Origin of the sequence: Sphingomonas oleivorans, assembly GCF_003050615.1 — a bacterium.
GTDB lineage: Bacteria > Pseudomonadota > Alphaproteobacteria > Sphingomonadales > Sphingomonadaceae > Sphingomonas_H > Sphingomonas_H oleivorans.
Genome location: NZ_NWBU01000005.1, coordinates 36852 through 49869, shown reverse-complemented (window position 1 = coordinate 49869; position 13018 = coordinate 36852). Strand labels below are relative to the sequence as shown.

General features: G+C 62.5%; 10 protein-coding genes. 5 read left to right on the top strand and 5 right to left on the bottom strand.

What is annotated here, in order from left to right; translation table 11 throughout:
- Positions 1–118: 118 nt before the first annotated feature.
- Complete coding sequence (locus tag CLG96_RS05610) at positions 119–3859, top strand: tetratricopeptide repeat protein (protein WP_107966912.1); 3741 nt, start codon at positions 119–121, stop codon at positions 3857–3859.
- Between the two features lie 60 nt (positions 3860–3919).
- Here the strand turns inward: CLG96_RS05610 and dapA are convergent, their stop codons facing one another.
- Together dapA and CLG96_RS05600 are read right to left on the bottom strand one after the other, a co-directional pair.
- Positions 3920–4798, bottom strand: a complete 879-nt coding sequence (dapA, locus tag CLG96_RS05605; RefSeq protein ID WP_107966911.1) for a 4-hydroxy-tetrahydrodipicolinate synthase — start codon at positions 4796–4798, stop codon at positions 3920–3922.
- A 459-nt stretch (positions 4799–5257) separates the two neighbouring features.
- Complete coding sequence (locus CLG96_RS05600) at positions 5258–6133, bottom strand: helix-turn-helix domain-containing protein (RefSeq protein ID WP_107966910.1); 876 nt, start codon at positions 6131–6133, stop codon at positions 5258–5260.
- A gap of 151 nt (positions 6134–6284) precedes the next feature.
- On the opposite strand from CLG96_RS05600, the gene CLG96_RS05595 reads away from it, so the two are divergent.
- The gene (locus tag CLG96_RS05595) at positions 6285–7373 is read left to right on the top strand and encodes an aldo/keto reductase (RefSeq protein ID WP_107966909.1); all 1089 of its coding nucleotides are present in this window, start codon (positions 6285–6287) and stop codon (positions 7371–7373) included.
- Positions 7374–7435: 62 nt separating this feature from the next.
- On the opposite strand, the gene CLG96_RS05590 is transcribed toward CLG96_RS05595, so the two are convergent.
- Positions 7436–7684 carry a putative antibiotic biosynthesis monooxygenase gene (locus CLG96_RS05590; RefSeq protein ID WP_107966908.1) on the bottom strand — a complete coding sequence of 83 codons (249 nt, stop codon included), beginning with the start codon at positions 7682–7684 and terminating at the stop codon, positions 7436–7438.
- Between CLG96_RS05590 and CLG96_RS05585 the strand changes: the two genes are divergently transcribed.
- The 3 genes from CLG96_RS05585 (at position 7603) to CLG96_RS05575 (ending at position 10279) form a co-directional block, all read left to right on the top strand.
- Complete coding sequence (locus CLG96_RS05585; protein ID WP_341476938.1) at positions 7603–8385, top strand: GNAT family N-acetyltransferase; 783 nt, start codon at positions 7603–7605, stop codon at positions 8383–8385. The genes CLG96_RS05590 and CLG96_RS05585 overlap by 82 nt on opposite strands.
- A 95-nt stretch (positions 8386–8480) precedes the next feature.
- On the top strand, positions 8481–9605 hold the full coding sequence (locus CLG96_RS05580) for an acetyltransferase domain-containing protein (protein WP_133175353.1): 1125 nt from the start codon (positions 8481–8483) through the stop codon (positions 9603–9605).
- Positions 9606–9679: 74 nt separating this feature from the next.
- Positions 9680–10279 carry a TetR/AcrR family transcriptional regulator gene (locus CLG96_RS05575; RefSeq protein WP_107966905.1) on the top strand — a complete coding sequence of 200 codons (600 nt, stop codon included), beginning with the start codon at positions 9680–9682 and terminating at the stop codon, positions 10277–10279.
- A gap of 361 nt (positions 10280–10640) precedes the next feature.
- Here the strand turns inward: CLG96_RS05575 and CLG96_RS05570 are convergent, their stop codons facing one another.
- Both CLG96_RS05570 and CLG96_RS05565 read right to left on the bottom strand, forming a co-directional pair.
- Positions 10641–11180, bottom strand: coding sequence for a hypothetical protein (locus tag CLG96_RS05570; RefSeq protein ID WP_107966904.1), 540 nt, complete (start codon positions 11178–11180; stop codon positions 10641–10643).
- 1516 nt (positions 11181–12696) lie between these two features.
- Positions 12697–12888, bottom strand: a complete 192-nt coding sequence (locus tag CLG96_RS05565; protein ID WP_107966903.1) for a hypothetical protein — start codon at positions 12886–12888, stop codon at positions 12697–12699.
- Positions 12889–13018: the final 130 nt, after the last annotated feature.

Sequence of the window (13018 nt, the reverse complement as noted above, 5' to 3'; positions counted from 1 at the left end):
TAGCGGGTTGTCGGTGCTATTGGTACGGACAGACGTCCCAAAGCTCTTGGCGCTTGCGCCCTCTGGCGTTTATCTGACTTCCCATTATCCTGCTCTCCTATAAGGGACTGGGGGGCACATGAGAATATTGGCCTTAGCGTTAATCGTATCGAGCGCGCTCACGAGCGCGGCCTACGCCGCGGACAAGCCGGTGATCGGTCCGGCGCCCGCCTGGGTGAAGCCGCTCACCCCGCCCAATGCTTCTGCAAAGCCAGATGAGGCCCCGGTTCGCATATTGCTCTCGGATCAACAGGTCGCCTTAGAGCCCGGCCGGCAAACGATTTACTCCGAGGTGGCGCTCAGAATCCAAACCCCGCAAGGATTGGCAGCCGGAAACATATCGTTCCCATGGCGCCCCGACACCGATGTGCTGACGGTCCACAAGCTTCTGATCCGGCGCGGCGACCAAACCATCGATGTGCTTGCCTCGGGGCAGACGTTTACCGTTGTCAGACGCGAGCAGAATCTTGAGAGTGCGACCCTCGACGGCGTTCTCACGGCGAACATCCAGCCAGAAGGATTGCAGGTCGGCGATGTCCTCGAGTTTGCGGCTTCGGTGTCGTCCAGCGATCCCACGCTGAAGGGGCATGTCGAGCAAATCGCGGGCGCTTGGAACGGCTTCCCTATCGGGCGAGCACATCTCCGCATGCAATGGCCGACAACGCTGCCGGCGCGACTCCGTCAGGCCGCCTCGCTGCCGGCTTTGAAGCCGGTGAAGGCAGGGAGCGCCACCTCCGTAGAGCTCTCGCTCGACGATGTGAAGCCGATCATCCCGCCGAAGGGCGCGCCGCCCCGCTACCATATCGGCCGCCTTGTCGAGGTTACGGACTTCGCCTCTTGGGCGGACCTCGGAGCGCTTATGGCGCCCCTCTATGAGAAGGCCGCCGTCCTGCCGGCGCAGAGTCCGTTGCGTACGGAGCTGGAGCGCATCCAGAATCTTTCACCCGATCCAAAAGTCCGCACAGAGGCTGCGCTCGCGATGGTTCAGGACAAGGTGCGCTATGTCGCGCTGGCGATGGGAGCCGGCGGCTATGTCCCGGCCGACGCGGAGGTGACCTGGTCGCGGCGGTACGGGGACTGCAAGGGCAAGACGGCGCTTCTCCTCGCCCTGCTTCACGCCATGGGCATCCAGGCCGAACCGGTTGCGGTCAGCACCGTCTTCGGCGACGGGCTGGACGCGCGCCTTCCCATGGTGGGGCTGTTCAATCACGTTCTCGTCCGGGCCACAATCGCCGGCCGAACTTACTGGCTGGACGGCACCCGTACCGGCGACACGAGCCTGGACAGGTTGACGGTGCCTGCTTTCGGTTGGGGGCTGCCGCTGGTCGCGAAAGGCGCGGCGCTTGTCCGGATGGTTCCGGCTCCGCTTGAGATTCCGACCCAAGACACTTCCATCCGGATTGACGCGAGCGCGGGGATCTCCGCGCCCGCACCGACCAAAGTCGAGACGATTTTGCGTGGCGATGAAGCGCTCGCAACGAATGCCGTGCTTGCCAATCTGGTCGGCGAAGCGCGCGATCGGGCGCTCCGGGACTATTGGAAGAACCAGTATGACTTCATTGATGTGAAGTCAGTGAGCGCCAGCTTCGACTCGAAGACTGGAGAGCAGCGCCTTTCGATGGAGGGCGAGGCCCAATTGGATTGGGCGAACGGCAATTACCAGACAGACGGAACTAATGTCGGCTATCGAGCGGACTTCAGCCGCGATCCGGGGCCGGACCGAGAGGCCCCGTTCGCCGTGCCGTACCCGTATTTCACGCGCACGCACGAGACGATCCTGCTTCCCAAGGGGTTCGGCGACTTTAAGCTCGGCACCGGCATGGATGTCGACCAGACCGCCGGGGGCATCGAATATCGGCGGCACGCGACGGTCGCTGGTGGTGTGTTCACGATCGAGAAAACCGAACGAAGCCTCGTACCCGAGTTTCCCGCCAAGGATGCGCCCGCCGAACAAGCGGCGCTGCGCATGCTCGCCGATCGGCCGGCCACGCTGCGGATGCCGAGTAGCTACAGCTACACTGGGAAGGACATCGCCGCCGTGCGCGCCGACACTCCCACGACTTCGGCAGGTTATGTAAGCCGCGCCAGAATCTTAATAGGTCGAGACCTGCGTAAAGAAGCGCTCCTGGACTATGACAAGGCCGTCGAGCTCGACCCGAGCAACATCTATGCCTGGGCCAATCGGGGTATAGCACGTATCCAAGTCGGCGATCTCGCGGGAGCAAAGAGCGACCTGCAGAAGGCCGAGGCGCTTGATCCCACCTTCGTGCAGAACTTCATCGGGCACGCTATGCTCGCAGACGCCGAGCGGCGCCCCCGAGATGCGGTCGAGGCCTACACGAAGGCCATCGCGCGCGAGCCGGATAATAGCTACGCGATCGGCCATCGAGCCCTGGCCTATGCTGTCATTGGCGAGGAAGACCGGGCCCTTGCCGATGCGGCAGCCGCGATCAAGCTCGACCCTGACTGGATCGACCTCTACTCGCTTCGAGCCGGCATATATCTGGAGAAAGGCGACCGCGATCATGCGATTGAGGAGATGCGGTCGGCCATTGCGGTCGACCCAAAGCGGGCATTCTCCCATGTTGCCGCTGCCCGCATATACGCAGCGTCCGATCGCAGAGCGGAGGCGCTCAAGGAGTATGACCAGGCGATCGCGATCGAACCCCAGGCATATATCTATGCCGAGAGGAGCAGGGTTCGTTCGCCTGACGACAGAGCAGCTCGCCGGGCGGACATCGACGCGGCCCTGAAGCTCGATCCGAAGTCGAATGACGCTCTCGTCGCGCGCGCCGCGCTTCAGCAGGACGAAGGTGATACGAAGGCTGCAATCGCAACTTGGTCGCAGCTCCTCGCGGCCTCGCCGGACAACCCGGTCCTACTTGCCCAGGGTGCTCAAGCGTATCGACAGGCAGGAGACTATGATCGCGCGCTCGCGGCCGCCGAAGCGGCGCTGAAGCGGGAGCCAAAGATCGTCGATCTTTACCTGATGCGAGCGAACCTGTTTCGGAGCCAGGGTAAGGCCGAGGATGCCCTCCGAGAGGCTGCTGCGGTGGAAGCAGCGGACCCGGATAATATCTATGCGCATGTCGTGGCTGCCAGCATCTACAGCGCGTTTCACAAGGACGCCGACGCGATGAAAGCGTATGATCGTGCAATCGCGATCAAGCCTGAGGCATATATATATCTGAACCGCAGCCTTAGACGTCCGCAGGCGGACGCAGCCGGGCGTCAGGCCGATCTGGATGCCGCCTTAAAGCTGGACCCGAACTTCGCCGATGCTATCGCCGCCAAAGCCAAATTGCAGGTGGACAGTGGCGACTTCACCGGGGCAATCGCGACTTATTCTTCCGCGCTCGAAAAGTCGCCTGACAACCCCGCGCTGCTGGTGGACCGGGGGATCGCTTATGCTCGCTCAGGCGATGCGGCAAGCGCCGAAAAGGACTTTGCGGGAGCACGCGCCAAGGCGACCGAGCCGGTCATCTTCAACAACATGTGCTGGTCCAAAGCGACAGCTGGCGTGGCGCTTGAATCAGCGCTGACCGACTGCAATGCGGCGCTGGCCAAGGCTCCGGAAGCTGCCGGTTACCTCGATAGTCGAGGGTTGGTCATGCTCCGTCTGGGACGGCTCGATGAAGCTATCGCCGACTATGACCGAGCCTTGGCGAAGAGCCCCAACATACCATCCTCGTTGTTCGGTCGAGCTGTGGCCTGGGCGCGGAAGGGCAACAAAACGAGATCGGACGCCGATGCTGTCGCAGCCCTGAAGATCGATCCGGATATCCGGACCGACTTCGAACGCTATGGCGTCAAGCCGTAATAGAGCTTTGGTCAGCGCCACGACGGCACCGACGCCGTCATGAGCCGGCGGCAAACAGGATCATGACCGAACAAGGCCCGCATGCTCAAGGGCTGCATCAACCTCGCGGCGGCTCGCGTCGGATGCCGGAACCATCGGCAGCCGTAGATGGGGTGGGAAGTTTCGAAGCCTGCTCAGCGCATATTTGGCAGGAGCGGGTGAGGCGTCGCTGAAGAGAGCAGCGTGGAGGGGGTGGAGCCTGCCTTCAATCTCCAGCGCCTTCTTCCAATCGCCGGAGAGGGTGGCTTCCTGAAAATCGGCGCAGAGGCGCGGGGCGATATTGGCGGTAACCGAGATGCAGCCGATACCTCCCATCGCGTTGAAGCCGAGCGCAGTACCGTCATTGCCGCTCAACTGAGCAAAGGCAGTGCCACAAGCGAGGCGCTGCGCGCTCACACGCGCCAGGTCGCCGGTCGCATCCTTGAGGCCAATGATAGTGGGGATTTCCGCCAGCCGCCCCAATGTCTCGACGCTGACGTCCGCCACGGTCCGCGACGGCACGTTATAAATGATGATCGGCAAAGGGCAGGCGTCGGCGCACGCAGCGAAGTGGGCATATATGCCCTCCTGGTTCGGCCTGCTATAATATGGCACGACCAGCAGTGCCGCATTCGCACCGAGTTCGGCCGCTACATTCATGTGCGTGGCCGCGGTTCTGGTTGAGTTGGAGCCGCAACCGGCGATGACCGGCACACGACCGGCTGCCTGGTCCACAGAGATTGCAATCACGCGAAACAGTTCGTCAGGCGTCAGCGTCGCATGCTCGCCGGTGGATCCGCAGGCGAGCAATGCATGGCTTCCTTCGCTGATCAGCCATTCAACATGGGCGCGAAGGGCCTCCTCATCCAATGTTTCGCCGCGAAAGGGCGTAACCAGAGCCGGAATGGAGCCACGGAACACAGATATCCTCCCGGTCGAAGACTGAAAAATGGGCGCGAGTCCTTGGGGGCAGGGGACAGGGGGGCAGGAGGCGAGCCCTGCCGACCCATTCACTTTCTGGAGCGCCAAACGACAAGGGGCCGGCGCAAAGCTGGAAGAATTTGAGGCAGGATCGCGCGCTCGACGATAGGATCAGAACAGGTTCGGCAAGATCGAGCGCGAGACTATCATGGCCGCACGCCAGATAGCGGCGCATCTGACCGGATGCGTGGTCGTGAGATTTTCCGACGACGGTAGCGGCGCCCAAAATCGGTGCGCGCTGAGGGGCCCGGCTGGAGGGCGGTCTCGGCGCCCGGCGTCTGCCTCGTGGCACGCTGCCCAGCGAGGATTGCATCCGCCACGGCCGTCGACCGCAGCTTGCCCCCAAATTTCCTCGGCGCGAGACGACAGGAAACCTGACGTTCGGGCAGGAGGGGCGGCCTACGCCCTGTCATTGCGACGCCAAGCCGATGGATTTATGCCGGTGCAGGCGCGAAACGTGCGGGTGAAATGGCTCGGGCTCACAAAACCCACCTCAAGGGCAATCTGCGCTAGCGATGCATCCGTTCGCCGGATCAGTTCGCCGGCTCGCCGAACGCGCCTTCCATTGATGAAATCGAGGGGCGTTTGCCCGGTCGTTTCGCGAAACGCGCGATGAAAATAACCGGGCGAGAGCCCTGCGAGCGCGGCGAGATCGGCAATCCTGATCGCGCCGTCGAGATGGGCTTCGACATATTCCGTAATCCGCCTCAGCCGCCATGGCGGCAGCTTCCAGCTGCGAAGTGCAGGCAGGTTCCTCTTCTCTCCGTAGCGAGCCACGAGATGCCGGGCGAGCGCACATGACATCGCTTCGCAATAAGCCGGATCCAATGCCCCATCGCGCGCGAGCAGGGCCGCGAACTCGCTAATGATTGCCGCCGCGAGCGGATCTTCGACATTCGAGAAAGCTCCGATATCCAGCCGCCCGTGAAGCTCGTCTTCCGCTGGCTCAAACAAGGCCGGATCCAGGGATATGGACGCCCATTTCGAGGCTACACCGATCAGCGACAGGCGGCGTTCGCACCCGGCGGGCACGAACGATACCGCGCCTGCCTTGTCGGGTCCTGTGAAGCGGTGCCCGCAGTCGGAGTGGACCTCGAGCCTCTCGGCGCTTCCGCTCATTGTGAGCATCACGACGTGCTGAGGCGTCCTGATGATACCTTCAACGCAAGGCGTGTAGTCGCGGCGTGCGGTGTCGAAGATGCCACTATTCCAGGCATGGCTCCGCCATTCCTTGGCGACCGGCTCGATGCGTCGTTCATATCCTTGGGAAGCCATGATCCCTCCAATAGAACTGAAAGAAGGACAGTATCGCACAAGCGCCGTCAGAATCGGACGCGCGCGAGAGAGCAAAAGGCTCCAGATACCGGGGATATCGCCTGCTCCCTTTCAAAGGGTCGCGTGGAGAACCGGAAAATGGGAGCTCGTGATGAAGGCTGAGTCTATTGCTGCAGGTCCGATCAGCCGCCGAAGCCTGATCAAGAACGCAGCAGCGGGTGCGCTCTTCGCCGGTCCCCCGGCAAGCCTTCTGCCCTTTGCCAGCGCGGCTATGGCGCAGCCCGCGAACCCGCCTGCAGGCGCCGAAATGATCATGAGGACCATTCCCTCGAGCGGTGAAGCGGTCCCGGCGATCGGCCTCGGGACATTCCTTACCTTCGACGCGCTGCCCGGCCAGCCCCGCGAACCATTGCGGCAGGTGCTGCAGACCTACTGGGAAGGGGGCGCGCGCGTGGTCGACACGTCTCCCCTTTATGGTTCCGGAGAGATCAGCGTCGGGGATTTTGCGATCGCGCTCGGCATTTCCGATCGGCTGTTCATTTCGAACAAGATCTGGTCCACGGGCGAGTATCTCGCGGACGAGAGTCACGCGCTGCGCAGCCTCGAGCTGTCCGAGGCCCGGCTTTGGCGCAACCCTATCGATCTCATGCAATGCCATAGCCTGGTGAACGTCGACATCATCTTGCCCTACTTGCGTGCCTGGAAGCGCGATGGGCGCATTCGCTATACCGGCGTGACCCACCATGAGAACATCTATCACCCGGCGCTTCTGAGTTGGGTCGAGAGGGGCGGGATCGATTTTATCCAGGTCAACTACTCAATCTTCAATCGCGCTGCCGAGGAGCGACTGTTTCCGGCCGCGCAGGAGAGGGGGATAGCGGTCAACATCAACATGCCGTTCGAGAAGGCCCGCCTGTTCAAGCTTGTCGAAGGGCGAGATCCCCCTGCTTTTGCCCGGGAATTTGGCGCAGAGACCTGGGCAGCCTTTTTCCTCAAGTTCGTGCTGTCCCATCCGGTGGTTACCTGTGTGCTCCCGGCGACGTCCAAGCCGGAGCACGCCGCCGAGAATATCGCAGCGCTGCGCGGCGATCTCCCCGACCAGGCGATGCGCGCGCGCATGATCAGGTACATGGAGGCCATTCCCGGCTTCAGCCGGATTTCCGAGATGCCGTGGTATCCGGACCGGAGGTATCAGGGTCTTATCGGGCGCGCGCAGGCCGCGCTTCGCGCGCGGACGTGATGACCACCTGCCGTGCCGACGCCTCTTCCGAGCTGCCAGGCCGGCCTGCATGGGTAATGTGTTCATCCGCCCGGGTGGATGAAGCGGTGGAACCGCTTCTGTACGAACGGGATCAGTCCCCAGACCATGAGCGAGACCATGATCGGCGCGACGATGAGCGTCCGCTGCCAGAGGCTCCAGCCTTCCGTGAACGGCCGCACGACATAGAGGATCGTGGTGATGAGCGGATATGCGCCAGCAAGCACCAGCAGGAAGAAGCGGGGGCGCGAGAATTGTCCGCGCGCGGGCTCGAGGGAGGTTGATTCGGTCATGTTTCCAGATTGTCGGCTCAGTATTGTTAATCTATACGGTCCGTTCCGTTTCGTCAAGCGTGCATATGTCCTGTCCCTTTCCTGAACGCCGTCCTCATGCCGGACGCTATGTTCGGCTCGAGCCGCTTGGGGCAGTTCACGCTCCCGCCCTTTGGGAAGTCGCTCGTGGAGCGCAGGCCAGCTGGACCTATCTGCGCTACGGGCCCTTCGCTTCGCTCGAAGAGATGGCATCCCAGATCCGCAGCTTGGCCCGAATGAGGCGGCAGCCCTTTTTTGCAGCGGTACCCGCGACGAGCGGACGCGCCGAGGGATGGCTTTCCTATTGCGACATCGACGCCGGCGCAGAGATGCTGGAAATCGGAAGCATCTGGTTCTCGCCCCGGTTTCAGCGCACGCGCGCGGCAACTGAGGCCGTCTTCCTCCTGATCGATCATGCCTTTGGCCTCGGCTATCGCCGCGTCGCTTGGCGGTGCAACGCGGACAACGCGCCTTCCAACCGCGCCGCCCAGCGGTTCGGGTTTCGCCATGAAGGCAACTGGCGTCAGGCCGAGACAGTCAAGGGCAAGCCGCGCGATACGGCCTGGTATTCTCTGCTCGGCGAAGAGTGGCGAGCCCTGCGGCCAGCTTATGAAGCCTGGCTCGATCCGGCAAATTTTGACGCGGCCGGCCGCCAGCGCATGTCTTTGAGTGCCCTGCGTTGACCGGTCCGATCAGCATTGGCGCGGGCCCTTCGGGGAGCGAGCCCCATTCGGCAAATGATCGGCATGTCCCGGTCCTCGGGAACCGGCTCGCGCTCGTGGACAAGCTGCGCGGACTAATGATCGTGCTCATGATTCTGGATCATGTCCGGGAGTATCTTCACGAGCAGGCCCTGCTTTTCCAGCCGACGGATGTGGGGCGCACGACTGCGCTGCTGTTCGCGACGCGCTGGGTGACGCATCTTTGCGCGCCCACGTTCGTGCTGCTCGCCGGCGTTGCAGTGGGGCTGCAAAAGGCCAATGGCCGCACCAGCCTGCGGCGCTATCTCGTCACGCGCGGCCTGTGGCTGATCCTGCTCGAGCTTAGCGTAATTGCCTTTGCGCTCGACTTCGCAGCGCCCTTCCTTTTCCTTCAGGTGATCTGGGCGATCGGCTTCGGCATGCTCCTGCTTGCGGTCCTCATTCACCTGCCGCATCGCTGGGTGCTCGCTATCGGCGCTGTTATCGTCGCCGGCTATCCGCTGCTCGCGCCATTCGCTCCTGAGCCGGGCACGGGCGGAGCGATAGCGTGGACGCTCCTGTTCCAGCCAGGACCGCTTCCTTGGCTGAACGGGTTCGTAGCCTATCCCGCCTTGCCTTGGTTCGGCATCATGGCGCTGGGCTTCGGCATGGCCCCCGTCTTTCTTGCACCGGCGATGGAACGGGCCCGAACGCTGGTTTGCATCGGCCTTGGCATGCTCGCGCTGTTCCTTCTCTTGCGTGGAAGCAATGGCTACGGTGATTTCCAGCCCTGGGCGGTCCAGGCCGAAGCGTGGCGGACAGCGCTTTCCTTCCTCAACGTCTCCAAATATCCGCCCTCCCTGGACTTCGTTCTTGCAACATTAGGGTGTTCGCTGCTTTTCGCCCCGTTTGTTGCTCGACTGACGGGTCGTCTCGGCCGAATGCTCGACGCCTTCGGTCGCGCTTCCTTATTCACCTACATCGTGCACATTTACGCAACGCATGGCCTCGCCTTGGTGATCGGCCTTGCGCTCGGTTTCCCGCCGCAACTGTTCCTGGGATTCCTCAGTGATCCGCAACCGCTCGTCGATGCGGGCTGGGGCCTCGGCCTTTTCTGGATCTATCTTTGCTGGCTGGCTGTCTGCGTCACTCTCTATCCACTAGCCGCCTGGTTCGCCGTCCTCAAATCTCGGCGACGCGAATGGTGGTTGCGCTACCTCTAGCTCCAGACCCCGCGACCTGGAACGACCCGTTCCGTTCGGAAAGAATGTGCTATGGGGGAATTGGAGGTGCGAAAATGACCGATCAACGTGAAGCCGCCCGCAAGTCGATTGGCTCGCGGCGCAGCCCCGATAGCGCCGAGGCTATTTTGGCGGCTGCGGAGGGGCTGCTGGTTGACGAAGGCTATTCCGGCTTCTCGATCGAGGCCGTCGCACAGCGGGCGCGGGCAGGAAAGGCAACGATCTACCGCTGGTGGCCCAGCAAAGCTGCCCTGTTGCTCGATGTCTATCAGCGCCAGAAGCGCGACGTCGAGTATCCGGACACCGGTGACCTCGAGGAGGACCTGTTTCGATTCCTGCATAGCCTGTTGCGGCACTGGCGTGAGACATCATCGGGCAACACGTTCCGCTCGTTAATCGCCGAGGCGCAAGCCAACGAGAAGGCTCGTCTGGCTCTCGCGGACTATGCACGCGAGCGGAGGGAGGAGATCGGAGAAATGGTCCAGCGCGCCAAGTCTCGCGGAGATGCTCGCGAGGATGTCGAGCCCATTGTCGTTGCAGACCTTCTCGCCTCATATGCTTGGGTACATTTGTTGATCGATCGGCTCGGCGAGCCCCAGGAGGAGATTCGCCGGACCGTCCGACACGTCCTCCGAGGCGTTCTGCACCAGCCCTGATCACCCATGGCTCGGCCCGTCGCCACGCGCCTGCGGAATGCGTCACTAACCAGCGGCGGCGTGAGGATCCGGCGCGCGCGCCGGCCGGGTCATTAGTGGGATAAATGCCGCGCGCTTTGGGCCTCGCGGCGCTTCTCACTTTATGCCTGAGGACAATTGCATGAACTTGACGGGAATTCGGGTGGTGATCCTTGGCGGGACCTCGGGGCTCGGAAAAGCCGCAGCTGCCGCTGCGGTGGGCCGGCGGCCTTGTCGGGCTCGGCAGGACAAGCTCGGCAAGAACTTCTCGTCCTGGTGAAGCGCGCCTCTGGCGGCAGATGATGGGGGCCGCACGCACGGCCAGTGTTCAACGCTGAGATGGTTAGCCCTTCTTAGCGTCTGCTGAAAGAACTTGATTGGCTGCCATAATCCGGTTGCGTGCGTAAACGGCAAAACTCTCTGCCGCCCCACCGTCGTTGCTGACTCCACGGATGATGCGGCTGCGGCCATCCCGGAACTTGATGACCAGCGACGACGCGCGGCCGAACTGCGAGTAGGATATATCCGCGATCTCGCCCCAGGGGATCGGCTTAATCAGCGTGGATCGATGCGGCACAAGTCCGACCGTCGTTGCCCTGACCGCGAACTCATCCGCCCAGCGCCAGCCAAAGCGGAAAAACTCCCAGCCAAAATAGAGGGCGAGAAGCGCGAGCGGAATGTTAACGCCGCCGAAGGTCATTTCAGACGTAGCACTGATCCAGGCACCGCGACGGCCATCCGCCAGCTCCGCAGCGAGTGATGGCTTGAAGGCAGCAATGCCAAACATCACAACACCACCGCCCATAATAGGCAGTAGAAAACCGATGAGACCTGTGCGCCAGCGCAACGTCATTATCGGCTCAGGTGGCGAAACTTCCATCATCTGGCTATCTTCCTAGACAGACAAGATATCGGCCACAAGCAAATCGCAACCGGCAGCACCGTAAGTTCAGACCGGGACGGCATAGCGGTGACGTGCACAGACGCACCGCTGGCCCTGAGGCGGTCCCGGCAAGCCCATTCAGATCGCCGACATCCGTTTCCTCGAAGCGCTGAACCGAAAACGGACAGGCGTCTTTCGGCTAGGTCACACCGGCAGCCCGGCATTTCTTTCTAGGCGGCTCTTTGCTCGACGACCGCTACCGCTCCCTTGTGTCGAGGCCAGCTTCCGCCGGCAGGCGCATCAACATGAAACCTGGATAGGAAGCAGACGCGAATCTGATATCGTCTCCCGGATGTCGGCAGCCATTCTCCTCGTTGCCAGCTTGCTAGTTGGGCCCTCTGAATCGGGCCCGGCATGGGCTGAGTTTTCTAGACGGCCAGCCCTGCGGCAGGTTGCGGCAACGGTTGAGATCGGGACGCTCGGCTATGATCGAGAAGGAAGGCAACTCCACTATTGGCTGCGTCGCACGCTCCGTGAAGCGGGCCATGATACAGTAAGTTGGACCGACAGCCGCAACTGTCCTGCAGTCCGCTCCGTGCTCATCAGGATGCGAGAGATCGCCATGCCTCGGCCAGCTCCGCCGGGATTGGAGGAAGGGGGAGAGATTGTTTTGGACGGTGTTGGCTACACCCTGCGGGCACCGGCGCGCTTCGGGATGCACGATGGTGAGCTTACCATCCATTCAAACGTCAACACTCCGCTGGCAGACTGGGTTGAGGCGAGCCTTGGTTCCTTGGAGCAGTGCTGGACGCCGGAGGTTCCGGGAGGGGATGTTCGCTAGGGAGGCGAAGCCGATGCTTGCCTCTGCGTGCTGGTCGATGTCCCTTTTCTCGCATCTGAATGTCGCAGGCGAGCGACCGCTTGCGGTCGGATCGCGCTGGCAAAGGGGATGACGGCCGGCGCCGATTCACGCGTTGACAGGCCGGCATCGAGGCGTTCCAAATCGCGCTTTGCGGCGGGAAGGAAATGCCATGGGGCAATATGATGAGGTCAGCACGGAGGATGGGACGTTCCGTGCCTTCGTCGTCTGGCCGGAACTGGAGGAGGCGCCCCCATTGCGGGCATGGACATAGGGGCAGCATCAGGGGCTCGGCACCAGGGTTCGCGACGTCCGCTGGATCGAGGGGGCGAGCTTGTCGAGGCGCGCCGGCGCGTCTCCGGCCACGGGCTCAAACGGGGATCGAAGCGATCGGGCGCGGGTGTCGCAGCGGCGCCCGCCTCTTGATTGACTAGCTCGAAAGCAAATCATGATGGCAGGTCTATCATAGGCGGCGGATCACCAGCTTGCGTGCGCGCATGCTGGCGATGCCGGCAGGTGAAACCCCGCCGCCTCGGCGGCGGGGTTTCGGGGCTGAAACGGGGACAGATTGGGGGGCTCACCACGTTCCGACGGCAATAGACTGGATCGATGCCGGGGACGCCAGCGGGGAAAGTCCGCAAGCAAATGTCGGGCCCGTCAGGCTCCTTGTCGATCTTGCCGGCGCTGCATCGATGCGGCCGCTGGCAGCTTTTCCTCCACCGGTGCCTGTTCCTCCGCCGATGCTTGCTCGATCTTCTCCGGATCGAACGCCTTCAGCTGAAGGAAAGCGACGACTCCGGCGGCGACTCGTGATATATCAATGACATCACCCGAATTGATCGCAAGCATCTCGTGACAGAGAGACGAACGTGCTCCCGCTTGCACCACCGGGAATTGTTACGATGAACAGCACTTATATCCGAAAACGCCTCGCAGACAGCCTGACCGCCATGCGGAAGGCTGCCGACCCCTGTGCGCG